This window comes from Streptomyces populi (assembly GCF_002911015.1).
GTDB classification, from domain to species: domain Bacteria; phylum Actinomycetota; class Actinomycetes; order Streptomycetales; family Streptomycetaceae; genus Streptomyces; species Streptomyces populi.
In genome coordinates, this window is sequence record NZ_KZ626861.1 from 73,938 (window position 1) to 99,368 (window position 25,431).

The 25,431-nt window shown below is 72.5% G+C and carries 21 protein-coding genes and 1 pseudogene; 10 read left to right on the forward strand and 12 right to left on the reverse strand.

The annotated features are described in order from the left end of the window. The gene (locus CW362_RS14150) at positions 1 to 633 is read right to left on the reverse strand and encodes a TetR/AcrR family transcriptional regulator (protein WP_103549789.1); all 633 of its coding nucleotides are present in this window, start codon (positions 631 to 633) and stop codon (positions 1 to 3) included. A gap of 142 nt (positions 634 to 775) precedes the next feature. Here CW362_RS14150 and CW362_RS14155 point away from each other — a divergent pair, with 142 nt between their 5' ends. After that, a complete protein-coding gene (locus CW362_RS14155) occupies positions 776 to 1,552 on the forward strand; it encodes an SDR family oxidoreductase (RefSeq protein ID WP_103549790.1) in 777 nt (258 codons plus the stop codon). Positions 1,553 to 1,643: 91 nt separating this feature from the next. Here CW362_RS14155 and CW362_RS14160 read toward each other — a convergent pair whose 3' ends face one another. Beyond that, on the reverse strand, positions 1,644 to 3,137 hold the full coding sequence (locus tag CW362_RS14160; protein ID WP_103549811.1) for an alpha-L-arabinofuranosidase B: 1,494 nt from the start codon (positions 3,135 to 3,137) through the stop codon (positions 1,644 to 1,646). A gap of 357 nt (positions 3,138 to 3,494) precedes the next feature. Here CW362_RS14160 and CW362_RS14165 point away from each other — a divergent pair, with 357 nt between their 5' ends. Next, positions 3,495 to 4,127, forward strand: a complete 633-nt coding sequence (locus CW362_RS14165) for a response regulator transcription factor (RefSeq protein WP_103549812.1) — start codon at positions 3,495 to 3,497, stop codon at positions 4,125 to 4,127. A gap of 286 nt (positions 4,128 to 4,413) precedes the next feature. On the opposite strand, the gene CW362_RS14170 is transcribed toward CW362_RS14165, so the two are convergent. From CW362_RS14170 to CW362_RS14185, 4 genes are all read right to left on the reverse strand, one after another. After that, positions 4,414 to 5,895 (reverse strand): FG-GAP-like repeat-containing protein, encoded by a 1,482-nt coding sequence (locus CW362_RS14170; protein WP_162684068.1) that lies wholly within the window; start codon positions 5,893 to 5,895, stop codon positions 4,414 to 4,416. A gap of 175 nt (positions 5,896 to 6,070) precedes the next feature. Further along, a complete protein-coding gene (locus CW362_RS14175) occupies positions 6,071 to 7,483 on the reverse strand; it encodes an FG-GAP and VCBS repeat-containing protein (protein ID WP_240657784.1) in 1,413 nt (470 codons plus the stop codon). A gap of 199 nt (positions 7,484 to 7,682) precedes the next feature. Then, positions 7,683 to 8,525, reverse strand: coding sequence for a hypothetical protein (locus CW362_RS14180; RefSeq protein ID WP_206300955.1), 843 nt, complete (start codon positions 8,523 to 8,525; stop codon positions 7,683 to 7,685). Then, positions 8,525 to 9,064 (reverse strand): SigE family RNA polymerase sigma factor, encoded by a 540-nt coding sequence (locus CW362_RS14185; protein ID WP_103549793.1) that lies wholly within the window; start codon positions 9,062 to 9,064, stop codon positions 8,525 to 8,527. The genes CW362_RS14180 and CW362_RS14185 overlap by 1 nt, the downstream gene beginning before the upstream one ends. Before the next feature lie 427 nt (positions 9,065 to 9,491). Between CW362_RS14185 and CW362_RS14195 the strand changes: the two genes are divergently transcribed. Beyond that, entirely contained in the window at positions 9,492 to 10,931 is a 1,440-nt protein-coding gene (locus tag CW362_RS14195; protein ID WP_420856869.1) for an RNA-guided endonuclease InsQ/TnpB family protein, read from the forward strand. Positions 10,932 to 11,044: 113 nt separating this feature from the next. Here the strand turns inward: CW362_RS14195 and CW362_RS14205 are convergent, their stop codons facing one another. Together CW362_RS14205 and CW362_RS14210 are read right to left on the reverse strand one after the other, a co-directional pair. Continuing rightward, positions 11,045 to 12,235 (reverse strand): lipid-transfer protein, encoded by a 1,191-nt coding sequence (locus tag CW362_RS14205; protein ID WP_103549795.1) that lies wholly within the window; start codon positions 12,233 to 12,235, stop codon positions 11,045 to 11,047. A gap of 7 nt (positions 12,236 to 12,242) precedes the next feature. Beyond that, the gene (locus CW362_RS14210; RefSeq protein ID WP_240657785.1) at positions 12,243 to 14,669 is read right to left on the reverse strand and encodes an acyl-CoA dehydrogenase family protein; all 2,427 of its coding nucleotides are present in this window, start codon (positions 14,667 to 14,669) and stop codon (positions 12,243 to 12,245) included. A 290-nt stretch (positions 14,670 to 14,959) separates the two neighbouring features. On the opposite strand from CW362_RS14210, the gene CW362_RS14220 reads away from it, so the two are divergent. From CW362_RS14220 to CW362_RS14245, 6 genes are all read left to right on the forward strand, one after another. Then, positions 14,960 to 16,480 carry an MFS transporter gene (locus CW362_RS14220; RefSeq protein WP_103549796.1) on the forward strand — a complete coding sequence of 507 codons (1,521 nt, stop codon included), beginning with the start codon at positions 14,960 to 14,962 and terminating at the stop codon, positions 16,478 to 16,480. A gap of 122 nt (positions 16,481 to 16,602) precedes the next feature. Beyond that, positions 16,603 to 17,253, forward strand: coding sequence for a class I SAM-dependent methyltransferase (locus tag CW362_RS14225; RefSeq protein ID WP_103549797.1), 651 nt, complete (start codon positions 16,603 to 16,605; stop codon positions 17,251 to 17,253). A 130-nt stretch (positions 17,254 to 17,383) separates the two neighbouring features. Then, a complete protein-coding gene (locus CW362_RS14230; RefSeq protein ID WP_103549814.1) occupies positions 17,384 to 18,358 on the forward strand; it encodes an N-acetylmuramoyl-L-alanine amidase in 975 nt (324 codons plus the stop codon). 205 nt (positions 18,359 to 18,563) lie between these two features. Beyond that, positions 18,564 to 19,322 (forward strand): DUF5336 domain-containing protein, encoded by a 759-nt coding sequence (locus CW362_RS14235; protein WP_103549798.1) that lies wholly within the window; start codon positions 18,564 to 18,566, stop codon positions 19,320 to 19,322. 114 nt (positions 19,323 to 19,436) lie between these two features. Continuing rightward, the gene (locus CW362_RS14240; RefSeq protein ID WP_103549799.1) at positions 19,437 to 20,447 is read left to right on the forward strand and encodes an LLM class F420-dependent oxidoreductase; all 1,011 of its coding nucleotides are present in this window, start codon (positions 19,437 to 19,439) and stop codon (positions 20,445 to 20,447) included. An 84-nt stretch (positions 20,448 to 20,531) separates the two neighbouring features. Next, positions 20,532 to 20,825: a hypothetical protein gene (locus CW362_RS14245; protein WP_103549800.1), complete on the forward strand. Its 294-nt coding sequence runs from the start codon at positions 20,532 to 20,534 to the stop codon at positions 20,823 to 20,825. A 103-nt stretch (positions 20,826 to 20,928) separates the two neighbouring features. Here the strand turns inward: CW362_RS14245 and CW362_RS14250 are convergent, their stop codons facing one another. From CW362_RS14250 to CW362_RS14260, 3 genes are read right to left on the reverse strand one after another with little or no spacing between them, the layout of a single operon-like run. Further along, a complete protein-coding gene (locus CW362_RS14250) occupies positions 20,929 to 22,011 on the reverse strand; it encodes a prenyltransferase/squalene oxidase repeat-containing protein (protein ID WP_103549801.1) in 1,083 nt (360 codons plus the stop codon). Then, positions 22,008 to 22,757 carry a class I SAM-dependent methyltransferase gene (locus CW362_RS14255; protein WP_103549802.1) on the reverse strand — a complete coding sequence of 250 codons (750 nt, stop codon included), beginning with the start codon at positions 22,755 to 22,757 and terminating at the stop codon, positions 22,008 to 22,010. Before CW362_RS14255 ends, CW362_RS14250 begins: the two co-directional genes overlap by 4 nt. Continuing rightward, positions 22,751 to 24,193: a glycosyltransferase family 4 protein gene (locus CW362_RS14260; protein ID WP_103549803.1), complete on the reverse strand. Its 1,443-nt coding sequence runs from the start codon at positions 24,191 to 24,193 to the stop codon at positions 22,751 to 22,753. Before CW362_RS14260 ends, CW362_RS14255 begins: the two co-directional genes overlap by 7 nt. 340 nt (positions 24,194 to 24,533) lie before the next feature. Here CW362_RS14260 and CW362_RS14265 point away from each other — a divergent pair, with 340 nt between their 5' ends. Further along, entirely contained in the window at positions 24,534 to 25,133 is a 600-nt protein-coding gene (locus tag CW362_RS14265; RefSeq protein WP_376450450.1) for a TetR family transcriptional regulator, read from the forward strand. An 80-nt stretch (positions 25,134 to 25,213) separates the two neighbouring features. Here CW362_RS14265 and CW362_RS14270 read toward each other — a convergent pair. Beyond that, positions 25,214 to 25,431: pseudogene (locus tag CW362_RS14270) on the reverse strand (tetratricopeptide repeat protein); the annotation flags it as partial.

Consider the following 25,431-nt stretch of genomic DNA (forward strand, 5'->3'; position numbering starts at 1 on the left):
TCAGGGGGTGCCGGGTGCGAGCAGCGAGTCGGTGAGGCGTTCCGCGGCCGCCCGGTCGAGGGGGGCGTGGCCGAGCAGGAAGCGGTACCAGAACAGGCCGTAGACCTGGTCGACGACGAGGTCGAGGTCCCGGTCGGCGGGGAGTTCGCCGCGGGCGCGGCCGCGGTCGAGGACGTCGCGCAGCAGGGCGCGCCGGGTGCCCGTGTAGGCGCGCAGCAGCTCGGCGAGGTGGGGGTCGGTCGCGGCCTCGCGGACGAGGGTGCGCAGGGCCGGGGCCCAGGGTGCGCGCTGGGCGGCGTCGAAGGTGGCGGCGACGACCGTGCGCAGGTCCTCGCGGAGCGAGCCGGTGTCGGGCGGCGGCACGTCCTGGCCGGCGCGGTCGGTGAGCGCGTCCAGGAGCACGGCCCCCTTCGAGGGCCACCAGCGGTAGAGGGTCTGCTTGCCCACGCCGGCCGCGCGCGCGACGGCCTCCACGGTGATGGGAGCCCCCTCGGACTCCACGAGCAGCCGCAGCGCCGCGTCGAGGATCGCCCGCCGGACGGCTTCGTTGCGGCGCCGCCCGGTGTGCGGACGCGCGGCGGTGTCCTCCGGCCCCGCGTCGGGGACGGAGCCCTCGGCGTCGTTCGCTTCCATGGCTCGATCTTCTCCCATTCCGGCGCTCCGGCTTTCCGGCCGCTTGACGAGACTATTGGTCTCGGCAACACTTTAACGAGACCGACAGTCTCGTCAAGCGGCTCACCAGAAGCCTCGACGCTCCGGAAGGGGAAGCCCCGCCATGAGCACCACCACGAGCACCACGAGCACCACCGACACCTCCCCGGACCTCCCCCTCGCCGGACAGCGCGCCGTCGTGATGGGCGGCAGCTCCGGGATCGGCGAGGCCACGGCGGCCCTCTTCGCCGCGGACGGCGCCGAAGTGGTCGTCACCGGCCGCGACCGGGAGAAACTGGAGGCCGCGGCCCGGCGGATCGGCGGCAGGACGACCGCGTACCGCCTCGACGGCACGGACCCGGCGGGGATCGACGCGTTCTTCGCACGGTCGGGCCCGGTGGACCACCTGGTCCTCGCGCTCAGCGGAGCCGCGGGCGCCGGCCCCTTCGCCGAACTGGACCTCGCCGAGCTGGAGACCGGGTTCGCCGCGAAGTTCTGGCCGTACGTGCGCATCCTGCAAGCCGCCCTGCCCCGTCTGCGCGCGGACGGCTCGGTGACGCTGGTGACCGCGGCCTCGGCGCGCGCCGCGTTCCCCGGGACGGCGGGGCTCGCCGCGATCAACGGCGCCCTGGAGGCGATGGTCCCGCCGCTCGCCGTCGAACTGGCGCCGCTGCGGATCAACGCCGTCTCCCCCGGGGTCGTCGAGACGCCCTGGTGGGACGCCGTGCCCGCCGAGCAGCGCGAGGCCCTGTTCGAGGGGTTCGCGAAGAGCAGCCCGGTGGGCCGGATCGGCCGCCCCGGCGACATCGCCCGCGCCCTCCACCTGCTGGCCACCAACGGCTTCGTGACCGGTGTCGTCCTCGACTGCACCGGCGGGGCCAACCTGCCCACGGGCCGGTGACCCCCGCGGGCCGGACGGTCGCCGCGCGACGACCGTCCGGCCACCACCGGACGCCCGTGGATCCCGGCGGACCCGGCGTCCCGGCGAACCGCTACGGCGCCCAGGGAGCCGTGACGGCCCAGCTCACGTCGTCCGTCCACGAGGTGGCGCTGTCGAAGGCGTTCGAGCCGCCGTTGCTCGCGATGTAGACGGTGTGGTTGTAGTGCCGCAGGTATCTCGTCGGGTAGTTGTACGACGCGAACGAGGTCCCCGTGCCGCTCTTGCCGGTCCCGGCGCAGAACGTGGCGTCCTGCCGGAACTGCGTGGTGCCGGTCATGGGCTGCCGGTAGAGCTGGTAGTTGTAGTGCCGCAGGAAGTCGCCCGGGTAGTTGCGCGACTCGAAGGAGTAGCAGGAGCTGTCGGCGAGCCCCCTGCGCACGATCCAGGTGGCATCGCCCTTGTCGAGCGCCGAACTGCTCGACGTGATCGCCGAGACGACCGCCCCGTTGTTCTGGTGGCGGACGTAGTCGGCCGTGCAGCACGAGGTGGTCGCGCGCAGCGAGATCTCGGAACCGGGGGTCAGCGTGCCGGTGCTGCCGGTGGAGCCGCCGTAGCCGACGGAGACGATGTTCGCCTGCACCAGGTTGTCGGCGGCGTCCGTCGGGATGCCCGAGGTCATGACGCCCTCGAAGAAGGACCCGATGGAGCCGTTGCTGTTGTCGCCGCCGGTGCCGAGGACGATCGCGCCCTCCTGGTGCATGGGCGAGTAGCCGCCGGCGGTGGGTTCACCCCCGGAATAGGTGGTCGTGAGACCGCCCGATCGGGCGTTGCCGTATTTCAGCGCGAAATGGTCCTGCCCGTTGTTCTTCAGCAGAGCGGTCACGAACGGCATCGGCCCGGTGCCGGTGTTCGACGTGTTCTTGCTGTATCCGGCGTCCGACTGGAAAAGCCCGTTCTCCAGGTCGGCCTGCACCCACGGGCCCTGGCCGTAACAGGGCGAGAACCAGCACTCGGTGCCGAAGTTGATCGCGTCCATGTGGCCGTTGCCGGTGTCGAGGTTGTTGGTCTCGGCGTTGCCGTAGTCGAAGCAGCAACTGCCGTTGACGTGGGTGCCGGAGGTCACCATGTACATCCCCTCGGCCGCCCCGTCGGTGGCGACCCCCGAGGTGGAGTTGTCCCGGTAGCCCATACCGGCCGAGATCTCCAGACCGTAGACCTGGTGGCCGCCGGCGGTCACCGGCAGCGCGTCCGCGGGCGCCCCGACATCGGCCGCCCCCGCCCCGCCCGCACCCTCGATCGTGAGGTCGTTGTGGCGCGGGGACTGGTCGTAGATCTTCGTGATGATGCAGGTGGTGCCGCCGCAGAAGGAGTCCTGCGCCGCCGCGTTCGCGTACCCGCCGGCCGCCAGGAGGCCGATGTTCGCGGTGGCGCCGTCGGAGGCGCGCTGCACCTGGTAGAGCGAGCCGTCGTACGACGAGTAGAGCGCCCTGGCGAGGCTGTGCGCGGCGACGCAGGGGGTGCCCGCCCCGGCGTAGATGTCGCAGGGGAGCGACCCCGCGGCGGTGGCCCGCGGCGCGCCGACGGCGAACGCGACGACGGCCGCCATCACCGACAGCAGGGCCAGGGCGGTGTTTCTGAGACGCTGTAAGCGCACGAAGGATGACGACACGGTGCACCTCTTCCGTTCCTGGTAGGACAGTGCGGGTGTCCGGTTCGATATACCGGACATCGTTCGATCGACATGCCGAACCAATTCCCGGTCGGCATTCCGAACGTTTACGGAAAACGGCCCGGCTCGGGAATCGCAAAGGGGAGTGTTGAATTCCGAGGCGATTATTTGCCCGTGACCGTGGGCCGTCAAGACGCGCGCACCCGGGCCCTGACGATTCCCGGGAGGCGGCCGAAACGTGCGGAACGGACGGCCGGTCACCCCTCCCGCCTTACGCTTGGCCACGTGAACGAGATGCCCCGGGACCACCGGCCCGCCAAGTCCGTCCGCGTCCTGCTCGCCGAGGACCAGAAGATGATGCGCGGGGCGCTCGCCCTGCTGCTCGGGATGGAGCCGGACATCGAGGTGGTCGCGCAGGTGTCCGCGGGGGACGAGATCGTGGACGCGGTGCTGGCCGGCCGGCCCGACGTGGCCCTGCTGGACATCGAACTGCCCGGGATGAGCGGGCTGGACGCCGCCGCCGAACTGCGTGAACAGGCCCCCGACTGCCGGGTGCTGATCCTCACCACCTTCGGCCGCCCCGGCTATCTGCGCCGGGCCATGGAGGCGGGTGCCGCCGGGTTCCTGGTCAAGGACGGGCCCGTGGAGGAACTGGCCGAGGCGATCCGGCGGGTGCTGACCGGGGAGACCGTCATCGACCCGGCGCTCGCCGCGGCCGCGCTGAGCGCCGGACCCAATCCGCTCACGGCCCGCGAGTGCGACGTGCTGAAGGCCTCGGCGGACGGCGCCACCGTCGCCGACATCGCCGGAAAACTGCACCTCTCCGAGTCGACCGTCCGCAACTACCTCTCGTCCGCCATCGGCAAGACGGGCACCCGCAACCGCATGGAGGCGATGCGGGAGGCCCGTCAGCAGGGGTGGCTGTAGCGGGCCACGGACCATCGCCTCCGCCTCTCCCGCGACCGCCGGCGCGGCGGGTCGTGAACGTCCCGGTCGACGCCCTCGTCACGCCGGAGGCAGAGGCGGTGCTTCACCGCTGCGGGCGGGGCATGTCACGGGGCGGGAACTCCCGCTGACGACCCGTGCGGTTCCGGGGAGGACCGCGTTCACGATCTCCCGCATCGCGCACTCCGGCAGGACCGCCACCTCGTACGGAGCGGCGGTCGGCCCCACGTCCTTCCTGCTCCGGGCGGGATCCGTTCGAGGGCGGACCCTAGTCGCGCCCCAGCACCAGCCCGTACCCCAGCTCGCTCGTCACCGGCAGGCCCAGGCCCTTCGGCGTCAGGGCCTTGGAGTACGCCGCCCCGGGCCCCTGCGGAGTCCCCCGGAGGAACCAGACGCCGCCCGTCGCCGTGTTCTCTCCGGGCGCGCCCGTCACGAGATCCGCGTGACCGTCGGCGTCGTAGTCCCCGAGCGCGACCGAGGCACCGAAGTGGTCACCGCTCTCCGCGCTGCCCGGGACACCTGCCGTGCTCTGGCTGAAGCCGAGGCTCGACGCCGTGCCGGCCGACGACAGCAGGCCGGTGCCGCTGCCGCGCACGACGAGTACCGAGCCCGCTTCCCGCCGCGCGCCTATCGCCTCGTACGGGTCGCCGACGGCGAGGTCCGCGTAGCCGTCACCGTCGGTGTCGGCGGCGGCGAGCGAGACCCCCAGACGGTCCTCGGACTCGGCGGCGCCGACGATGCCCGGGGTGTCCTGGTGGATGTCCTGCGTGCGAGCGCCGAAGCCGCCGGACCCCGATCCGTACGCGACGTGCACGAGACCGCCCTTGAACGTCTCGGCCCGGCCCGTCGAGTAGTCCGCGCAGACCGGCGCGTCCGCTTCGTAGTCCGGGGAGCAGGCGCCGAGGGCCAGGTCGTCGGCCCCGTCCCCGTCGAAGTCGCCGACGGCGAGGGAGGCGGCGGAGGCAGGGGTTCTCCACAGCCGCGCCGGGACGCCGTCCTGCCAACGGAGGACCAGGGTGTACCGGCTTTCCGTCGCCCTGGCCGAGAGGGCCAGGTCGTCGTCGCCGTCGCCGTCGAAGTCACCGGTGGCGAGGGCGACCGTGCCGCCGAAGTTCACCTCGTCGATCGGCGCGGTCAGGGTGTCCGGGGAGCCGGCGGTGAGCGGGCCCGGGCGCAGGACCACGCCGCCCTCCTCCTCACCGCGACGGCTGAGGGCGAGGTCCGTACGGCCGTCACCGGTCACGTCCCCGGCGGCGATCACCGAGCCGATCCTGGCGAACTCGCTGTCGCCCCGCGCGACCGTGTAGCCACCGGAGAAGCCGGCTGCGGAACCCCGCAGGACGGTGACGGTGCCCTGCTCGGCGAACGGATCGGAGGTGAGGGACTCGCTGGAGGCACCCACGACGAGGTCCGCGAACCGGTCACCGTCGACGTCCGCGGCGACGACGGCGGAGCCGAACAGGTCGTCCGCCTCGGGAGTGCCCGGCACCCCGGCCGTGGCCTGGCTGATCCGTACGGACCCCTGCTTGCCCACGCCGTGGGACCCGCCCCACAGAACATGCACGTAGCCGGCCTTCGAGGCGGTCCCCACCTTTCCGGCGGGCACGCCCACCGCCAGGTCCCGATAGCCGTCGCCGTTGAAGTCCTGCGTCACGGGAGGCGGCACCGCAGCCGCGGAGGTGGCGGGCAGGGTCACGCCCAGAAGGGTCGTCGCGCAGACGGCCGTCGCGGAAAGAATCCTGTTGCGCACGGGTGTTCGGGGCTCCTTGTGTCGTGGGGCGGTCTCGGGTGGACCTCGGTGCTGGACGTCAGTGGTGGATCTCGGTGGTGGTCCTCGGCGCGTCCTGGCGCGCCCGGTGCCCCGTGGGCGCACCCGGCCCCGCGGTGGCCGCGGGGCCGGGTCGACGGGGCCTGGGGCGCCCGGATCAGCGGCCGAAGACGTCCGCGAACCTGCGTCCGTCGATGACGGGGTAGCCGAAGTCCTTCGCGCTGAAGGCCGTCGCGTACGCGGTGGTCAGACCGGTGGCCGCACCGCGCAGGACCCATGCGGCCCCGTCGTCGTATCCGCCGGGCAGGACGTCCTCGCCGAACGCGCCGATCGCCAGGTCCGCCTTGCCGTTGCCGTCGATGTCACGCAGCCGCAGCGAGGAACCGAAGTGGTCGCCCGCCTCGGCGGCGCCCGGCACCCCCGGGGTGGCCTGGTGGAAGGACTGGGCGCCGCTCGTGGTCAGACCGCCCGAACCACCCTTCAGGAGGACGACGTCGCCGACGTTGGTCTTGCCGTCCACGTCCTCGTACGAGGCGCCGACCGCCACCTCGGCACGGCCGTCACCGGTCACGTCGCCCACCGCGACGGCCGCGCCGAAGTCGTCGTACGGCTCGTCGGTGCCCGGCACGCCCGCGCTGGCCTGCGTGTAGGTCGTGCCCTTGGCCGGGAGCCCGGCCGCCCTGCCGTACCGCACGGTGAACGAACCGCCTTGCCCCGCCTTCGTGTCGCCGGTGACCAGGTCGTCGTATCCGTCGCCGTTGATGTCTCCGCCCGCCACCGCCGACGCCCACGAGACTCCGCCCGCAGCGGCCCCGTCGGCCAGCACCGAGTAGTGGTAGCCGACGTCTCCGGGGCCGCCGCGCAGAAGGCCCAGGTAGGTGCCGGTGCCCCCCGGGCTCCTGCCGTGCACCACGTAGTCGCTGCCGGCGGTGCCGGAGAAGTGACCGGCGACGATCCCGTCCAGCTCCACGCCCTCGGGCAGGAAGTCGACCTCCGGCGCCAGCGCGCGGCCCAGGGAGGACTTCCCCTCCCCGTACCACCAGAACGTGTCGCTGCCGACGACGGCCAGGTTGCCGGTGCCGTCACCGTCGAGGTCGGCGAAGGCGGCGCCCTCACCGAATCCCGCGGCCTCGGCGGTCGGGGCGGTGAGTACCGTGCCGCCGGACGTGAACGGCTTCGCCCCGCCCCACACGATGGTGACCGAGCCGCGCGGCTTCCCGGTGACCTCCTCGCCGGGCGCGCCGACGATCAGGTCGGCGTAGCCGTCGCCGTCGACATCGCCGCTGGTGACGCTCTCACCGAACCGGTCCACGGACTCCGAGGCACCCGGAACACCCGGCGTGTTCTGTGTGACGTTCACCGAGCGCGCGGGACTGACGCCGGAGGCCGAGCCGAAAACGACGGTGACCGTGCCACCGCTCGCCTTGGGGGTGCCGATGGCCAGATCGCGATAACCGTCCCCGTTGAAGTCGTCCGACAGCCCGGAGGGTGTCGCGACGGCCGTGGGGGCACCGAGCCCCACGACGGCGAGGACGGCGGCCGTGGCGACGGCCAGAGTACGTACGCGCAAAATAGTGCTCCCTGCCTGTGGAACAGAGCCCGTGGAACCGAATGCCGGTTCGAGGCTTCGGTGCTGTACGACCTCGCGGGTGGCCAAAGGGTTGTGCAGACAGGAAGACAAGGTGAACCGATCACGCGCGCCCGGTGCCGACCGGTCCGCCGGCCCCGGCCGAAAGGCCGAAACGGTGATCAGCTCACCCACCGCCCTCTCAGGTCAGCGAATCCACCCGCACGCTCTTGTAGCTCCTGCCCTCCGGCGCCAGGCACACGAACCAGTTGGCCGGAGAACCCGCGACCCGGCGGATCGCCGGCTTGAGGTCCAGGCCGAAACCGGCACCCTCGCCGGCCATCGGGACCGGGACCGACGTTCCGTCGTCCCAGGTGCAGGTGACGGCCCGGATCGTCGGATCGACCTTGCCGATCACCAACCGCCCGGCCTTCCCCGCCGCACCCGGCCGACCCGTCTCCAGCGGCCTCGAAGCGACCTCGATGTCCGTGCTCCCGTCCGCGTCGCTCTTGTCGACCGGTCCGTCCTGCACCGTCGTCGGAGGCTCGTCCCCCACGACCAGCCGGACGAAGATCCAGCTCTTGCCGATGAGGTCCGAGGCGACTTCGGTGCCCGTCGGCGTGAGACCGTACTCACCCATCTGGCTCCGCTGGTACTGCGCCTCCGCCTCGTTCCTCGGCGCGCCCCAGACGACGACGGTGACGTACCAGTCCTTCCCGTTGTCCCGCGCACCGGCCACCGTGGTCATCCGCGGCTCGTACACGTGCCGCCACTCCGCTGTCGGCGGCCCGGTCACGGCCGGCGCGACCTGCCCGCCGTCCCCGCCCGTACCCCCCGCGAGCGCCAGCGTTCCCGTGGAACCCGCGATGACCAGGGCGGCCGCCGCCGCCATCGCCCAGCGGCGCGCCTTGCGGCGGCGCCCGCCGCGCAGCACCGCCTGGTAGGGGGCCGTGCCGATCTCCACCTCGTCCGCCGCCTGGGCCAGCAGGAGGGCGATGTCCGCGTCCGTCGTCATGCCGTGGTCCGTCTCCCGGTTCGCGCTCATCACTTCCGCCCTCCGTGCGCCACCATGTCCCCGAGGCCCGGTACGACACGGAGTTTCGCGATTCCCTTGGCCGCGTTGCTCTTCACGGAACCCACCGAGCAGCCCATCGCCGCGGCCGCCTGGCTCTCGCTCAGGTCCTCCCAGTAGCGCAGGACCACCGCCTGGCGCTGGCGCGGGGGCAGCCCGGCCAGTGCCGTGATCAGGGCGCCGCGGTCGTCGGCGCGGCCGATCGGGTCACTGCTGTCGGGGACCTCGCGGTTCAGCCCCGAGTCGTCCCTCGGCGCGAGGAACTCCTTGAGTTTCCTGCGGTGTCTGCGGGCGTGTGCGTTGATCATCACGCGCCGTACGTACGCCTCCGGATCGTCGGCCGAACCGACCCTGCGCCATGCCACGTACACCTGCTCCAGTGTCGTCTGGACCAGGTCCTCGGCGGCGTGCTGCTCCCCCGTCAGGAGAAACGCCGTACGCATCAACCGTGGCCAGCGGCCGACGACGAAGCTCTGGAACTCCGCGTCCCGAGCCTGCTTCCGATCCCCCATGAGCACCTCCTCGATGACTGAAGGAGTCCGCGGGCACCGGATTCCGTTGCCTCACCGCCGCGAGATTCTCCGCGGCAGCCACAGGAACATCAGCACGGCCCCGGCCAGCAACATCACGCCGCTGACGCGGAACGCCAGCGCGTACCCGGCGGTCAGTCTTGCTTTCGGGCAGGGCGCCCGGTCCTTCGGGGCCGGGGTGAATGCCCGCTCCTGCGGAGCGGGTCGGGGGAAGCCGAATCGCCTCCAGGGCGGTTCGGCGTCTCGGAGAGACGGTGGCGAGGCCGGCCTTGAGCAGGTGTGGCAACTCGGAGTCGACGGTGGCCGGTGGTTGACGGTGCCCGGTGGTCGGCCGGGATTGGTCACTCGCGCGGGTGATGTCGGTCGATGGTGTGGGCGGTCAGGGAATGTGCGGTCTAGGTTCACGGTCATGGCACGGTTTCGGATGTACCCGACGGGTGAGCAGGCGGGCGTCATGCTCGGCCACTGCGCGCACGCCCGGTACGTGTGGAACCTGGCCGTCGAGCAGCACACGCACTGGCGCAGGGGCCGCAGGGCGGCTCCCGGTTTCGCCGAGCAGTGCCGTCAGCTCACCGAAGCCCGGCGCGACAACGCATGGCTGGCCGCAGGCAACGCCGATGTGCAGCAGCAGGCGCTGAGGGACTTCGCCAAAGCCAAGAACGCCCGCTTCACCTCCGGGTTCGGTGAGCCGACCTGGCGCCGGAAGCACGTGCACGAGGGCTTCCGCGTCATCGGCACCGACCGCGTCCCGGAGTTTGAGGCGGACGGCTCGCCGAGGCTCAACGCGAAGACCGGAAAGCAGGTCATGGGCCGCTCGGTCGTCGTGCAGAAACTCAACCGCAGGTGGGCGCGGGTGAAGGTGCCCGGCTGCGGCTGGGTCCGGTTCCGGCTCAGCCGCAACGGCAAGGGCTCCCGGCCGCCGCAGGCGAAGACGTTCCGTGTCACCTTCCGCAACGGACAGTGGCACATCGCGTTCGCGGTCGTCCCTGTGCCGGTCGAGGGGCCCGGCACGGGTGAGGTCATCGGCATCGACCGGGGCGTGGCCATCACCGCCGCCCTCTCCGACGGCCGGAAACTGAACTGCCCCCAGCTCACCGTGAAGGAACGAGCGCGGGTCCGCAAGCACCAGCGCCGCGCCGCCCGCGCCCCCAAAGGCAGCGAGCGCAAGAGCGCCGAGTACGCCAAGGCCGCCCGTATCAAGGCCCGTGAGGCGGACCGGCGCAAGGACTGGTGCGAGAAGACCAGCACCATGCTCGCCCGCAACTATGACCTGGTGCGGTTCGAGAAACTGAACATCAAGAACATGACCCGCTCGGCCAGGGGCACCACCGAGCAGCCCGGCCAGAAGGTCGCACAGAAGGCCGGGCTGAACCGGGCGATCCTCGCCCAGGGCTGGGGCCTGCTCCGGCAACGCACCGGACACAAGGCCCCCGGCCGGGTCGAGGACGTCCCCGCCCCCTACACCAGTCTGCGCTGCAGCGCCTGCGGTTGGATCGACAAGAACTCGCGCAAGAGCCAAGCCGAGTTCTGCTGCTCCTCCTGCGGCTTCACCTGCAACGCCGACACCAACGCAGCGAACAACGTCGCGGCAGGACAGGGCGGGATCCCCCGCCCCCGGCGAACAGCCGGTGCCGGAGGGGTGACAACGGCCACCGGCCGTTCGAACACCCGTGAACCCCAACCCATATGGGCTGGAATCCCCCTCTTCCAAGAGGGGGAGGATGTCAAATGCAGAACATCGCCGAGCCGGAGACGAACACGGCCGCGTTCACCGACGACACCGACCGCAGCCGCAGCGGCATCAGCGGCGCCCCGGTCCGCGCCTCGACGACCAGGAACACCCCGATGAGGGCCGCTCCCGCGCCGAGCGGCACGAGCATCGCCGCCGCGGCCCACCCCTCGGCCTCCGTACGCACGACCCCGCATCAGGATTTCGCCGCACCCGTGCGTACGGCGGCGGACCTAGGACCTGCGCAGCAGCGTGACCACCGCCGCGCCGCCCAGCCCGATGTTGTGCGCGAGCCCGACCCGCGCCCCCGGGACCTGCCGCACCCCGGCCTTCCCCCTCAACTGCCAGACGAGTTCGGCCACCTGGGCGATTCCGGTCGCCCCCAGCGGATGCCCCTTGGAGATCAGTCCGCCGGAGGGGTTCACCACCCAGCGTCCGCCGTACGTCGTCGCCCCCGACTCGACAAGTGCGCCCGACTCCCCCTCCCCGCACATGCCGAGCGCCTCGTAGGTCAGCAACTCGTTGACGGAGAAGCAGTCGTGGAGTTCCACGACGTCCACGTCCTCGATGCCGAGCCCGGAGCGCTCGTAGACCCGGCGCGCGGCCTCCCGCGACATCGGCAGACCGACCACGTCGATGCAGGAGCGGGAAGCGAAGGACTCCTCGGTGTCGGTGGTCATCGCCTGGGCGACGATCTCGACCGCCCTGTCCTGGAGCCCGCGCCGCTCGGCGAACCGTTCGGACACGACGACGGCCGCGGCGGCCCCGTCCGAGGTGGGCGAGCACTGGAGCCGGGTCAGCGGCCGGTGCACGGTCTTGGCGGCGAGCACCTCGTCGACGGAGTACACGTCCTGGAACTGGGCGTACGGGTTGTGGGCCGAGTGGCGGTGGTTCTTGGCGCCGACGGCGGCGAGCTGGGCCTCGGTCGTGCCGTACCGCTCCATGTGCTCTCGGGCCGCGTCGCCGAAGATCTGCGCGGTGGGCGGGGACATCTCGAAGCCGTGCCGGGCGGCCATGACGCCGTAGTGGCGGGCGACGGGTGACGTGGCGAAGTCCCCGCCGTCGGCGCCCGATCCGAGCGATCCGCGCTTCATCTTCTCGAAGCCCAGCGCGAGGACGCAGTCGGAGATCCCGCCCTCCACGAACTGCCGGGCCAGCATCAACGCGCTCGCCCCGGTGGCGCAGTTGTTGTTGACGTTGTAGACGGGCACGCCGGTCAGGCCGAGTTCGTAGGCGGCGCGCTGGCCGGCGGTGGAGGGCTGGAAGCAGTGGCCGACGGGGACCTGTTCCACGTCCGTGTAAGGGATCCCCGCGTCCGCGAGGGCGCCGGTACCGGCCTCGCGGACCATGTCCCAGTACTGCCACTCGCGGGTCTCGGGCTTCTCGAACCTGGTCATGCCGACACCGACGACGTACGACTTCATGGCGCTCCTAGTCCCGCGGCAGGCCGAGCAGGCGCTCGGCGACGAGGTTGAGCTGGACCTGGGTGGTGCCGCCCGCGATGGTCAGGCACCGGGAGAGCAGGAAGCCGTGCACGGCCCGCTCGCCCGGTCCCTCGCACAACGCGCCTTCGGGGCCCAGGAGTTCGAGGGCGAGCTCGGCGACCTTCTGCTGGTGCGCCGTCTGCACGAGTTTGCGGACGGAGGCGCCCGCGCCCGGTTGCACCCCGGAGACCTGGCGGAGGGTGGTGCGCAGGGTGATGCAGGCCAGGGCGTGCGCCTCGGCCAGCAGCGCCCCCAGCCGGGGGCCGTCGACGTCGGCCGGTATCAGCGCCTCCAGGCCGGTGTCGAACGTCAACTGGTCGGCCATGTGGACGCGTTCGTTGCCGAGCGTGTCACGGGCGACCCGCCAGCCGTCGTCGACCCCGCCGACGACCGCGTCCGCGGGTAGCAGCACGTCGTCGAACCAGACCTCGTTGAAGAGGGAGTCACCGGTGATCTCCCTCAGGGGGCGGATGTCGATCCCGTCCGTGTTCCGCATGTCGACGACGAAGTAGGTGAGCCCCTTGTGCCTGGGCGCGGCCGGGTTCGTGCGGGCGAGGAGGATCCCGTGGTCGGCCCACCGCGCCGCGCTCGTCCACACCTTCTGTCCGTTGACCCGCCACCGCCCGTCGGCCGTGCGCTCGGCGCGGGTCCGCAGCGAGGCGAGGTCGGATCCGGCGCCGGGCTCCGAGAAGAGCTGGCACCACAGGAGGTCGCCGCGCAGGGTGGGCAGCAGATAGCGCTCCAGCTGCCGGCGGGTCCCGTGCGCGACGAGGGACGGCACGACCCAGGCCGCGATCCCCAGATCGCTGATCCGCACCCCGGCCGCCGCCAGCTCCTGCTGCACGGCGAGCTGCTGGACCGGGCCCGCGCCGAGGCCGTACGGCGGGGGCAGGTGCGGGGCGGCGTACCCGGTGGGCGCCAGCGCCCGGCGGGCGTCCGCCGGACCGAGCCCGCGCACCCGGTCGATCACCGCACGGGCCTCGGCCCGGTACCCGGACGCCTCCGGCGGCAGTTCCAGGCGCAGTTCCCGCCGGGCGCCGTCGCGCGCGAGCCGTACGGCCCGCCGCAGGTGTCCGCCCCCGGCCCCGAGCAACTGCCGCGCCACCAGGGCCCGGCGCAGGTACAGATGGGCGTCGTGCTCCCAGGTGAACCCGATGCCGCCGAGGATCTGGACGCAGTCCTCGGCGCAGGAGAAGGCGGCGTCGAGGGCGGTACCGGCCGCGAGCGCGGCCACCAGCCCCCTCGTCCCGGGCGGCTCCTGTCCGGCGCGCGCCGCGTCCCAGGTGAGCGCCCTCGCCTGTTCCAGCCGCAGCAGCATGCCGGCGCACAGGTGCTTGACGCCCTGGAAGTGTCCGATGGGGCGGCCGAACTGCTCGCGGACCCTGGCGTGCGCGGCGGCCGTGTCCAGCGACCAGGCCGCGGTGCCGCAGGCGTCCGCGGCGAGGACGACGGCCGCGAGGTCCCGGACCAGGGACGGTCCGACCGCGAGGACCCGGTCGGCGGGGACGCTCAGGCCCCGGGCCCGGACCTCGGCGGTCGCCCGGGTCGGATCGGCGCTCCCGTGCGGCCGGACGGCCAGGCCGGCGGCGTCCACCACCAGCCAGAGGACCCGCCCGCCGGACGCGGCCTCCGCGCCGGTGTCGCACCCGGGCACGGGACCCGGGCCGGTGTCGCACCCGGGCACGGGACCCGCGCCGGTGTCGCGCCCGGGCACCGGGCCCGGGCCGAGGACGTGCCCGGACACCGGCCCCCCGTCGGCGGCGCGCCCGGAGGGCCGGCCTGCGCCGGGAGGGCGCTCCGGCCCCGGGTCCCCGTCGAGTTCGCCGTCGGACGCGGCCCTCTCGTCGCACCTCGCCGCCAGCACGAGCACGTCCGCGTCGCCGCCGGACAGCACCGGCGGCGCCGTCCCGTCGAGCACGTATCCGCCGTCCACCGCCCGGGCCGTCAGGGTCCCGGTGCCGAACGCGACGGCGCCGATGCGCTCCCCGCACCCCAGCGCCCGTACGAGACCGGCACGACCCGGCATCCGTGCGGGACCGACGGTCCCGTCCCGTTCGCCCGGCCCGCCCGCGAGTTCCGCCGCCAGCACCGCCGACGCCAGGGCGTTCGCCACGAACGGGCCCGGCAGCGCGGCCCGCGCGGCCTCCTCCACCACGACGGCGAGATCGACGAGGTCGCCGCCGCCCCCGCCGCAGGCCTCGGGGAGGTGCACGGCGAGGAGTCCCTGCGCGGCGAGCGCGTCCCAGAACGGAGGCCTGCCGCCGCTCGGGGCGTCCAGGAGTTTGCGGACCTCCTCGGGCGGCACGGCGCGGGCGATCCAGCCGCGCACGGCCTCGGCCAGCTCGCGTTGCTCCGGCGTGACCGCGATACCCATGCCTGCCTCCCCAGAGGACCGAGGTGCGTGGATCCGCGCCAGACTAGAACACGTTTCATTCTGACGGTAGGTCAGATCCTCATGGATCGGTCAAGAATTCGTTAGTACGCCGAAGCATCGGAATAGTTGCCCAGGCGCACCGGGTTCCCCCTGCACGTACCCACGCGGATCACCCGACCGACGTCCCCGTGTCCCCAGGACCCCGACCACCGTCCCCGCATCCGCACGGACCACCCCACCCCCCTCTCTCTCCCGAGAGCCCCGTTCCCTACGGCCTGGAGGCCCCCGCAATGACGCACACGACGACCGGCTCCGCCGCGCGGAGGCCGGGCGGCGCGACCGTGCCGGTGCTCGCCTTCGCGGGCATCGTTGTCGCGGTCATGCAGACCCTGCTCGTCCCGGTCATCAAGGACCTGCCGGCGCTGCTGGACACCGCGCCCAGCAACGCCACCTGGGTCCTGACCTCGACCCTGCTCTCGGGCGCCGTGGCCACTCCGATCATGGGCCGCCTCGGCGACCTCTACGGCAAGCGGCGCATGCTGCTCGCCAGCCTGTCCGTGATGGTGGCCGGCGCCCTGGTCAGCGCGTTGAGCAGCACCCTGCTGCCGATGATCGTCGGCCGTACCCTCCAGGGCTTCGCGATGGGCGCGATCCCGCTGGGCATCGGCCTGATGCGCGACATGCTGCCCCGCGAGAAGCTCGCCTCCGCGATGGCCCTGATGAGCTCCTCGATCGGCGTCGGCGGCGGCCTCGCGCTGCCCGCCGCGGCCCTCGTCGCGCAGCACGCCGACTGGCACGCCCTCTTCTACGGCGCCGCAGGCCTCGGCGTCCTCTCGATCGCCCTCACCCTCCTCGTCGTGCCGGAGTCCCCGGTGCGCGCCGAGGGCACCTTCGACGTGCTGGGCGCGGTGGGCCTGTCCACCGGGCTCGTGCTCTTCCTGCTGCCGATCACCAAGGGCAGCGACTGGGGCTGGACCGACCCCACCACCCTCGGCCTGTTCGGCGCCTCGGCCGTCGTGCTCCTGCTGTGGGGCGCGATGGAGCTGCGGCTGAAGGCCCCGCTGGTCGACCTGCGCACCACGGCCCGCCCCGCGGTCCTCTTCACCAACCTCGCCTCGATCATGGTCGGCGTCTCCTTCTACGTCGTCTCGCTGGTCCTGCCGCAGCTGCTCCAGCTGCCGACGTCCACCGGCTACGGCCTCGGCCAGTCGATGGTGCGGGCGGGCCTGATCGTGGCCCCGCTCGGCCTGACGATGATGCTCACCGCACCCGTGTACGCCCGGCTGTCGGCGAAGTACGGCCCGAAGGTCACCCTGATCATCGGCATGGTGATCATCGGGATCGGCTACGGCGCCGGTCTCGGCCTGATGAGCGCCGCCTGGCAGTCGCTGGTCATCGCGGTCATCCTGGGCGCGGGCATCGGCCTCGCCTACTCCTCGCTCCCCGCTCTGATCGTCGGCTCCGTCCCGGCCTCGGAGACGGGCGCGGCCAACGGTCTGAACACCCTGATGCGGTCCATCGGCACGTCGGTCTCGAGCGCCGTCATCGGCATGGTGCTCGCCAACACGGCCCACCACGTCGGCGGGGTCGCGATCCCGACGATGCACGGCTTCCGGGTGTCGTTCGTGATCGCCACGGGCGCCGTCGCGGCCGGTCTGCTCATGGCGTTCCTCCTCCCGGGCCGCCGCCCCGCCACCAAGCCCTCGCTGGTGGCCAGCAGCGAGGAGGACGCGGCGCGGGCACGCACGGGCGACGCCCCTGCCGCCCCCGCCCCGTCGCCGCGGGGCGAGAACGCCGACGTCACGGCCTGACACCCGCGCCCGCGGGACCGTCCGCCCCGGAGTGATCATCGCCACCCCCGCCGCCCGCGCGGCGGGGGTTTGGTGCACGATGCTCGGCGTACCCGTTGTCCGTCCCGTCGGAGGAGACCCCCATGCCCGCGGCACCCAAGCCCGAGATCCTCGCCGCCTTCGAGGCCGCCAAGGGGTTCATGCCGAGCGGCGAGGGACTCGCCCTCCACGAGGCCGCCGTCGAGGCCGGACGGCTCGGGCTGCCGCTCCTGGAGGTCGGCACCTACTGCGGCCGTTCCACGATCCTGCTCGCCGACGCCGCCCGCGAGGCAGGGGTGACCGCCATCACGGTCGACCACCACCGCGGCAGCGAGGAGCAGCAGCCGGGCTGGGAGTACCACGACCCGTCCACGGTCGACCCGGAGATCGGTCTGATGGACACGCTCCCCACCTTCCGCCGCACCCTGCACCGGGCGGGCCTGGAGGAGCACGTGGTCGCGCTGGTCGGCCGTTCGCCGCAGATCGCCGCCTTCTGGAACACCCCCCTCGGCCTCGTCTTCATCGACGGCGGCCACACCGACGAGCACGCGAGCGGCGACTACGAGGGCTGGGCACCGCACGTCGCCGAGGGCGGCCTGCTCGTCATCCACGACGTGTTCCCGGACCCCGTCGACGAGTTCACCGGCCAGGCCCCCTACCGCGTCTGGCTCCGGGCCCTGGAATCGGGCGCGTTCACCGAGACCGCGGTGAACGGCTCGCTGCGCGTCCTGCGGCGCACCGGACCGGGGATCTGAGCGCCCGGCGGACCGGCCGCGGCACGCGCCCCCCGTCCGGGACACGGCCGGACCCGCGTCCCCCGGCCGGACGCCCGGCCTTCCGCGGGGGCGCCCGTGGAACGTCCGGACAACCCGTATGGTGGCTGACGTGTCGTACGTAGGCCCAGACTTCGATCCGCCCCAGCCCCGCCGTTCCCGGCGTGGACCGCTCACCGTCGCGCTCACCGCGCTCGTGCCCGGCGCACTGGCAGGCTGGCTGGCCTGGCAGGCCGTGGGGGACGACTCGGGGGGCGGGTCCGACCGGGCCGTTCCCGCGTCCTCGTCCTCCTCGCCCGGCTCCGCCGGCCCCTCCTCTTCCTCCTCCCGTCCGTCCGCCTCGGCGACGGACGACTCCAAGGCGGACACGCCGTCGGCCCCGGCGTCCTCCTCGTCGAAGCCCGCCGCCTCCGGCTCCCTCAAGGGCAAGGTCGTCGTCATCGACCCCGGGCACAACCCGAGCAACTTCCGGCACTCGTCCGAGATCAACCACAAGGTGAACATCGGAACGAACTGGAAGGAGTGCGACACGACCGGCACGTCGACCAACGCGGGTTACACGGAAGCCCGGTTCACCCTCGACGTCGCGCACCGGATGCGGGCCATCCTGGAGAAGCAGGGCGCCACGGTGAAGTTGACCCAGGACGGCGACCGTTCCTTCGGGCCCTGCGTCGACGAGCGGGCCCGCATCGGCAACGCGGCGCACGCGGACGCGGTCGTCTCCCTCCACGCCGACGGATCGGCCTCCGGCAACCGCGGCTTCCACGTGATCCTCCCGGCGTCGGTGCACGCGGGCGCCGCCGACACCCGCCCGATCGTCGCCGCCTCCCGCGACCTGGGCGAGCACATCGCGGGCCTGTTCGTCCGCGAGACGGGCAGCGCCCCCTCCAACTACGTCGGTGACGGCACCGGACTGGTGGTCCGTGAGGACCTCGGCGGTCTCAATCTGTCAACGGTTCCCAAGGTGTTCATCGAGTGCGGCAACATGCGCGATACGAAGGACGCTGCGCTGCTCACCAGTGGCGCTTGGCGGGAGAAGGCGGCACGGGGGATCTCTGAAGGAATCGTTGGTTTCCTGCACGGGTAGTGATCTACGGACTCAACCCGGCGGACACCCTGATCGTCCGGGCGATAGGGTCGTCCGTACGATAAAGGGCCACCCCCGAGCTTCACACCGGGTCCCGACGACGGCACCATGTCGGCGACACGGTGTACAGCGATGCCTCACCGACGACGAGACGACTGACGAAGGACCTGAAGTGAATATCCGCTCCCTCACTCGAGGCGACGGCGTGGTGATCGGAGCAGCGGTGTTGCTGTTCATCGCGTCGTTCCTGCACCCCTACTCCGTTTCCGGGTTCACCTACGACGCGAACGCCTGGGACAGCCTCGGCGAAGGCATGGGCATCTACATGGGCGGGGTCATCGGCGCCGCCCTGATCGTCGTCAACCGCTGCCTGCCGCAGCCGCGCAAGGTCCTCGGGCTCGACCTGGGCGCGATCGGCGTGGCCTTCACGGTGCTGGTCGCCTGGGTCATGTTCTGGACCATCGTGGACACCCCGGACCGGATGGACGCCGCCGCGGGTATCATCCTCGGCTTCATCGCGGCCCTGGTCCTGGCCGGCGCGGCCGTCGCGACCCCGCTCGTCCCCGCCCTGCAGACGGCCCTCGTCGGCGCCCCGACCCCGGTCGCCCCGGCGCCCTACGGCGGTCAGCCGCAGGGTGGTTACGGGTACCCGGGCGCCTCGCAGCCCGGCCAGCAGCCCTTCGGCGGACAGCCCTCGGGGCCCGCGCCGTCGTTCGGCGGCCAGCCGAGCCAGCCGTCGCAGCCCCAGACGCAGACGCCGGCCCAGGACTTCTCGCCGTTCTGGTTCGCCGTTCCGGTCGCGCGGCCGCTCTTCTCGGAGGACGGCGCGCAGACGCCGATCGCCGAACTGGCGCCGGGCACCTGGTACCTGGCCGTCGAGCAGCGCGGCGCGACCCTGGTGGCGCAGACGCAGGACGGCCGTCGTGGCGTGCTCCAGGACACCTCGGGGATCCAGCGCGGCTGACCCGTCCATCGTCCTCGCTCCGGCCCCTCGCCCTTTCCGGCGGGGGGCCGTTGTCGTACAGTCGCAGCACGCCAAGAACTGACGGAGCGTCAGAATCCTTTCCCTGGAGGCGCCATGCGGCTCGGTCTCGCGCTCGGGTACTGGGGGCGCGGCCCCTCGGCGGACCACGTACCGCTCGCCGTCGAGGCGGAGCGGCTCGGCTACGACTCGGTGTGGACCGCGGAGTCCTGGGGGTCGGACGCGTTCACCCCGCTCACCTGGATCGCCGCGCGGACCAGCCGCATCCGGCTCGGCACGGCCGTCGCGCAGATGGCCGCCCGCTCCCCCACCACCACCGCGATGCACGCGCTCACCCTCGACCACCTGTCGGGCGGGCGCGTGATGCTCGGCCTCGGCCTGTCGGGGCCGCAGGTCGTCGAGGGCTGGTACGGAAGGCCGTTCCCGAGATCGCCGCTGACCGCGACCCGGGAGTACGTCGACGTCGTGCGCCAGGTCCTCAGGCGCGAGGGGCCGGTCGAACTGGACGGGCGCTTCCACTCCCACCCCTACCGGGGCGCCGACGGCACGGGACTCGGCAAGGCGCTCAAGCCGATCACGCATCCGCTGCGGGCCGGGCTGCCGGTCCTGCTCGGCGCCGAGGGGCCGAAGAACATCGCGCAGACGACCCGGATCGCGGACGGCTGGCTACCGCTGTACTGGTCGCCGACGCGTCCCCAGGCCTACGAGGCCTCGCTCACCGATCTGCCCGAGGGCTTCCTCGTGGCGCCGATGGCCCGCGCGCACGTCTGTGACGACGTCGCCGAGGGACTGCTGCCGGTCAAGGCGATGCTCGGCTTCTACATCGGCGGGATGGGGCACGCCGCCCGCAACTTCCACGCCGACCTGATGGCCAGGATGGGCTTCGAGGAGGAGGCCCGCAGGATCCAGCGGCTGTTCCTGGAAGGGCGCCGGGAAGAGGCCGTACTGGCCGTCCCGGACGCCTTCGCGGACGAGATCTCGCTCGTCGGACCACGTGAACGCATCGCCGAGCGGCTGGAGTCGTGGCGCAAGGGCCCCGTCACCGACCTGCTGGTCCTGTCCCCGGACCCCCACACCCTGCGCGTGCTGGCCGAGTTGAACTCCTGAGGCGCGCGGGACCGGTCCGGCGGCCGGACCGCCCGGCGGGAACCGGCCGGGTTTCATCCGGGGCCGACGGGCAACCCGCTGGACATGTCCCCTAGATATCGCAACGGTTCGAATCAGGCGGGGACGGTCATCGCGATCGTCGCGGACGTCATGGCCGTCATCCTCGGTCTCTGGATCCTGATGTATCTGCTCGACGCCAACCGTGGCAACGACCTCGTGCAGTTCATCCACAGCACCGCGGCCTGGCTGGCCGGCTGGTCGCGCGACCTGTTCACCTTCGACAAGGAGTGGGCGCGCGTCGTCGCGGGCTACGGTCTCGCCGCCGTCGTCTACCTGTTCATCGGCCACGCGGTGGCCAACCGCGTCCACCGCCACTGACCGGCACCGGCGGCCGGGAGCACCCGAAGCGCCGGAAGAGTTCGGAGAGTTCAGAGAGTTCGAAGTGTCCGGACGGCCTGGCGGACCAGGACCGTCCGGACCTTCAGCGGGTCGGCGCGCAGCAGTCGGGGTCCAGGCCGGCCGGCAGGCGCTCGCCCCCGAAGACCGCGCAGGTGGCCTCGTCGCCGCCCAGTGCGGCGACCGCCAGCAGCAGGGAGCCCGCCGTCCAGGTGGTGAGTTCCTCGGGCCACACGGCCCGGTCCTCGAAGACGTAGCCCGTCCAGTACAGACCGGACTTCGGATCACGCAGGTGCTGGATGGACTGGAGGATCTCCAGGGCACGGTCGGACTCGCCCACCGCCCACAGCGCCAGGGCGAGTTCGGCCGACTCTCCACCGGTCACCCACGGGTTGGGGACCACGCAGCGCACCCCGAGGCCGGGCACCACGAAGCGGTCCCAGCCCTCCTCTATGCGGGACTTGGCCTCGGCGCCCGTCAGCGCGCCCCCGAGCACCGGGTAGTACCAGTCCATGGAGTAGTGGTCCTTGTCGAGGAACCGCTCCGGGTGCAGCCGGATCGCGTGCCGCAGCGCGCCGACCGCCAGCTCCCAGTCGGGCTGCGGCTCCTCGCGCTGCTCGGCGATGGCGAGCGCGCAGCGCAGCGCGTGATGGACCGACGAACTCCCGGTCAGCAGCGCGTCCTCGACCGCCCGTCCGTCGTCCTCGCGCTTCCAGCCGATCTGCCCGCCGGGCTGCTGGAGCCGCAGCACGAACTCCACTGCCGCGAAGACGGCGGGCCACATGCGGTCCAGGAACACGTCGTCGCCGGTCGCCAGGTAGTGGTGCCAGACGCCCACCGCGATGTACGCGCAGAAGTTGGTCTCGCGGCCGCGGTCGGTGACGTCCTCGAAGTCCCCGTCCGCGTAGGCCGCGTACCAGGAACCGTCCTCGTTCTGATGCCGTGCCAGCCACTCGTAGGCCCGCTCGGCGGCCTCGTGCTCGCCGGCCGCGTCGAGCGCCATGGCGGCCTCGGTGTGGTCCCACGGGTCGAGGTGGTGGCCGCGGAACCACGGGATGGCTCCGTCGGGGCGCTGCACCGCGAGGATCCCGCGCACCGTGGCGGCGGCCTCCTCCGCGGTGAGGACCCCGGGCAGGACGAGGTGTTCTGTCCGCCGGGGAGTGGTCACGTGGCGTCCGCCTCGGCAGCGGCCGCCTTCGGCAGGTGCGGCTTGGTCGCGTACGCCACGAAGCTCTTGCCGATCAGCGGGTTCAGCGCCTGCTCGACGACCCGGGTGGCCAGCGGCTTCTTCATGATGTCCCAGACCAGCAGCTTGTGGTACGCCCGCACGGGCAGCGCCTTGTCGTTGTCGACGCCGAACGCGCACTTCAGCCACCAGTACGGCGAGTGCAGCGCGTGCGCGTGGTGCGAGCCGTAGGGCCGCAGGCCGGCCCCGCGGATCTTCGCGAGCAGTTCGTCCGCCTTGTAGATGCGGATGTGGCCGCCCTCCACCTCGTGGTAGGCGTCGGACAGCGCCCAGCAGACCTTCTCCGGGCCGTAGCGCGGCACGGTGACGGCGATGCGGCCGCCCGGCTTGAGCACGCGGACCATCTCGGCGAGGACGCCCTTGTCGTCCGGGATGTGCTCCATGACCTCGGAGATGATCACGACGTCGAAGGACTCGTCGGGGAAGGGCAGCGCGAGCGCGTCGCCCTCCATGGCGGTCGCGGTGGCCCCGGCGGGCGCCTCCCCGGCCTCCTTCATCGCCGCGAACCACTTCGCGACCTCGCGGATCTCCTCGGCGTTCTGGTCCAGCGCCACGACCTGCGCGCCGCGCCGGTAGCACTCGAACGCGTGCCGGCCGGCACCGCATCCGAGGTCCAGGACGCGGTCCCCGGGGGCGAGCGGGAACCGGGAGAAGTCGACGGTCAGCACGTGGCCCTGCTTTCGCGGTTGACTGCAACTAGTTCTTCGGCGGGAGTCTCCTCCGCCGCCTCGGCGCGGTCGGTTCCCGGGGTCGCCGGGGAGCCGCCGTGCCCGTCGGTGCCCGCGCGCGCGCGGGACCGGGACGAGGAGAGGGCCATCGCCGCACGGTAGTGGGCCACGGTGCCTTCGGCCGCCTTGGCCCAGGTGAAGCGCGCGAGGACGCGCTCGCGCCCGGCGGAGCCGAGCCGCGCCCGCAGCGCGGGGTCGCCGAGGAGCCGGCCGAGGGCCGCCGCCAGCGCTCCGGGGTCGCCCGGCGGGACCGCGAGGCAGGTCTCGCCGTCGGGACCCGCGACCTCCGGGATCGCTCCGCCGGTGGTGGCCACCAGCGGGGTCCCGGTGGCCATCGCCTCGGCGGCGGGCAGCGAGAAGCCCTCGTACAGGGAGGGCACGCAGGCGACCTCGGCCGAGCGGACGAGGTCGACGAGCTCGGCGTCGGAGATGCCCTTGACGAACTCGACGGCGCCCTCGAGGCCGTACCGCTCGATGGCCTGGGCGACCGGCCCGTCCTCGGCGCGCTTGCCGACGACGACGAGGTGCGCGCCCGGGTGTTCGGTGCGCACCTTCGCGAGCGCCTCGACCAGGAACACCAGACCCTTGAGCGGCACGTCGGCGCTGGAGGTGGTGACGATGCGGCCCGGCACCTGGGGCACCGAGGGGTCCGGCGAGAAGAGGTCGGTGTCCGCGCCGATGTGGACGACGTGGATGCGGTCCTGGTCCACCTTCAGGTGGTCGACGATCTCCTGGCGGGAGGTGCCGGAGACGGTCAGGACGGACGGCAGTCGGCGCGCGACGCGCTTCTGCATGCGGGTGAAGGCGTACCACCGGCGGACCGAGGCACGACGCTGCCAGCCCTCGGCCGCGTCCAGCTCCAGCTGCCGGTCGACGGTGATGGGGTGGTGGATGGTGGTCACCAGCGGGGCGCCGACGTCCCCCAGCAGTCCGTAGCCGAGCGTCTGGTTGTCGTGGACGACGTCGAAGTCACCGCGCCGGGCCCGCAGGTGACGGCGGGCGCGCAGCGAGAAGGTCAGCGGCTCGGGAAAGCCGCCGGTCCACATCGTGCCGACCTCGAGGGCGTCGATCCAGTCCCGGTACTCGTCGCGCGCGGGGGTGCGGAAGGGGTCGGGCTGGCGGTACAGGTCGAGGCTGGGCAGCTCGGTGAGGCTCAGTCCGTCGAGGCCCTCGTCGAGCACCGGGTAGGGCTGGGATCCGATGACCTCGACACGGTGGCCGAGGCGGGCGAGCTCGCGCGAGAGGTGCCGCACGTAGACACCCTGGCCGCCGCAGAACGGGTTTCCCTTGTAGGTGAGGAGCGCGATGCGCAGGGGTCGTTCCCCGTCGGCTGCCGCGCCCTTCCCGGGGTCCGCATCCATGGCCTCAGCGGTCACTTCCGGTCCCCTTCTCCCTGCACTTTCCCGCGAGATTACGCCGGGACGCTAATCTAGAACAAGTTTCAGACTTGATCGTTCACGGAGCACTGAATCTACCGGCAGGTAGCGCCGCTGTGAGCGGTGGATCAGGTGATTCACGCCACGACGGGGCGGCTGGATCGACTGCTCCACTCGGCGGTGTGACGCCCTGCGGTCGACTCGTCGCTCCCTCTCGCCGATGTCACGGAACGGACCCATGCCTGCGGAAGCCAAGGCGGACTCGAAGAACGCGCGACCGGCGCCGGGAGGCGGCACACCCGCCGCGTCCTCCGGCACCGCGCACACCCGGCCGCACTCCATGTCGCACACCGCCTCTCCCCCGCTCACCGAGCGGCAGGAGGCGCGCCGCCGCCGGATCCTGCACGCGAGCGCGCAGCTGGCCAGCCGGGGCGGCTTCGACGCCGTGCAGATGCGCGAGGTCGCGGAGTCCTCGCAGGTCGCCCTCGGCACCCTGTACCGCTACTTCCCCTCGAAGGTGCACCTGCTGGTCGCCACGATGCAGGACCAGCTCGAGCACATGCACGGCACGCTGCGCAAGAAGCCGCCGGCCGGGGACACGGCCGCGGAGCGGGTGGCGGAGACCCTGATGCGGGCGTTCCGCGCCCTCCAGCGCGAGCCGCACCTGGCCGACGCGATGGTCCGCGCGCTCACCTTCGCGGACCGCAGCGTCAGCCCCGAGGTCGACCAGGTCTCGCGGCAGACCACGGTGATCATCCTGGACGCGATGGGGCTCGACGACCCGACGCCGGCCCAGCTCTCCGCCGTCCGCGTCATCGAGCACACCTGGCACTCGGCCCTGATCACCTGGCTCTCCGGCCGCGCCTCCATCGCCCAGGTCAAGATAGACATCGAGACGGTCTGCCGCCTGATCGACCTGACGGGCCCGGACACCCGGTAGCTCCGGTACGAGCCGATGCGCCCGTCCACGCAAAAGCACCCGTACGAACGGGTGAACCGGCACGAACGGGCGCGCCGCTCCTAGCCCACCCGTTCCAGGCCGCTCCAGCCGCGGCCGATCGCCTTCTCCCCCGCCCAGCGCTCCAGCAGCAGCCGCGCCTCCGGCTCCGGAGCCGCCAGCGACACCGCCTGGGCGCCCGCCCGGACCTCGCGCTCCTGCTGGTGGGTGCCCTCGCTGCAACAGGCGCAGAGCATGCGTACGGCACTGGCCGGCTCGGCGCCGAAGCCGTGCTCGGTGA

Bases quoted from the DNA above. Each gene is read 5' to 3' on its own strand.
- CW362_RS14150 (WP_103549789.1), bottom strand. From the start codon at position 633: ATGGAAGCGAACGACGCCGAGGGCTCCGTCCCCGACGCGGGGCCGGAG.
- CW362_RS14155 (WP_103549790.1), top strand. From the start codon at position 776: ATGAGCACCACCACGAGCACCACGAGCACCACCGACACCTCCCCGGAC.
- CW362_RS14160 (WP_103549811.1), bottom strand. From the start codon at position 3,137: ATGGCGGCCGTCGTCGCGTTCGCCGTCGGCGCGCCGCGGGCCACCGCC.
- CW362_RS14165 (WP_103549812.1), top strand. From the start codon at position 3,495: ATGCCCCGGGACCACCGGCCCGCCAAGTCCGTCCGCGTCCTGCTCGCC.
- CW362_RS14180 (WP_206300955.1), bottom strand. From the start codon at position 8,525: ATGAGCGCGAACCGGGAGACGGACCACGGCATGACGACGGACGCGGAC.
- CW362_RS14185 (WP_103549793.1), bottom strand. From the start codon at position 9,064: ATGGGGGATCGGAAGCAGGCTCGGGACGCGGAGTTCCAGAGCTTCGTC.
- CW362_RS14195 (WP_420856869.1), top strand. From the start codon at position 9,492: ATGGCACGGTTTCGGATGTACCCGACGGGTGAGCAGGCGGGCGTCATG.
- CW362_RS14205 (WP_103549795.1), bottom strand. From the start codon at position 12,235: ATGAAGTCGTACGTCGTCGGTGTCGGCATGACCAGGTTCGAGAAGCCC.
- CW362_RS14210 (WP_240657785.1), bottom strand. From the start codon at position 14,669: ATGGGTATCGCGGTCACGCCGGAGCAACGCGAGCTGGCCGAGGCCGTG.
- CW362_RS14220 (WP_103549796.1), top strand. From the start codon at position 14,960: ATGACGCACACGACGACCGGCTCCGCCGCGCGGAGGCCGGGCGGCGCG.
- CW362_RS14225 (WP_103549797.1), top strand. From the start codon at position 16,603: ATGCCCGCGGCACCCAAGCCCGAGATCCTCGCCGCCTTCGAGGCCGCC.
- CW362_RS14240 (WP_103549799.1), top strand. From the start codon at position 19,437: ATGCGGCTCGGTCTCGCGCTCGGGTACTGGGGGCGCGGCCCCTCGGCG.
- CW362_RS14245 (WP_103549800.1), top strand. From the start codon at position 20,532: ATGTCCCCTAGATATCGCAACGGTTCGAATCAGGCGGGGACGGTCATC.
- CW362_RS14265 (WP_376450450.1), top strand. From the start codon at position 24,534: ATGTCGCACACCGCCTCTCCCCCGCTCACCGAGCGGCAGGAGGCGCGC.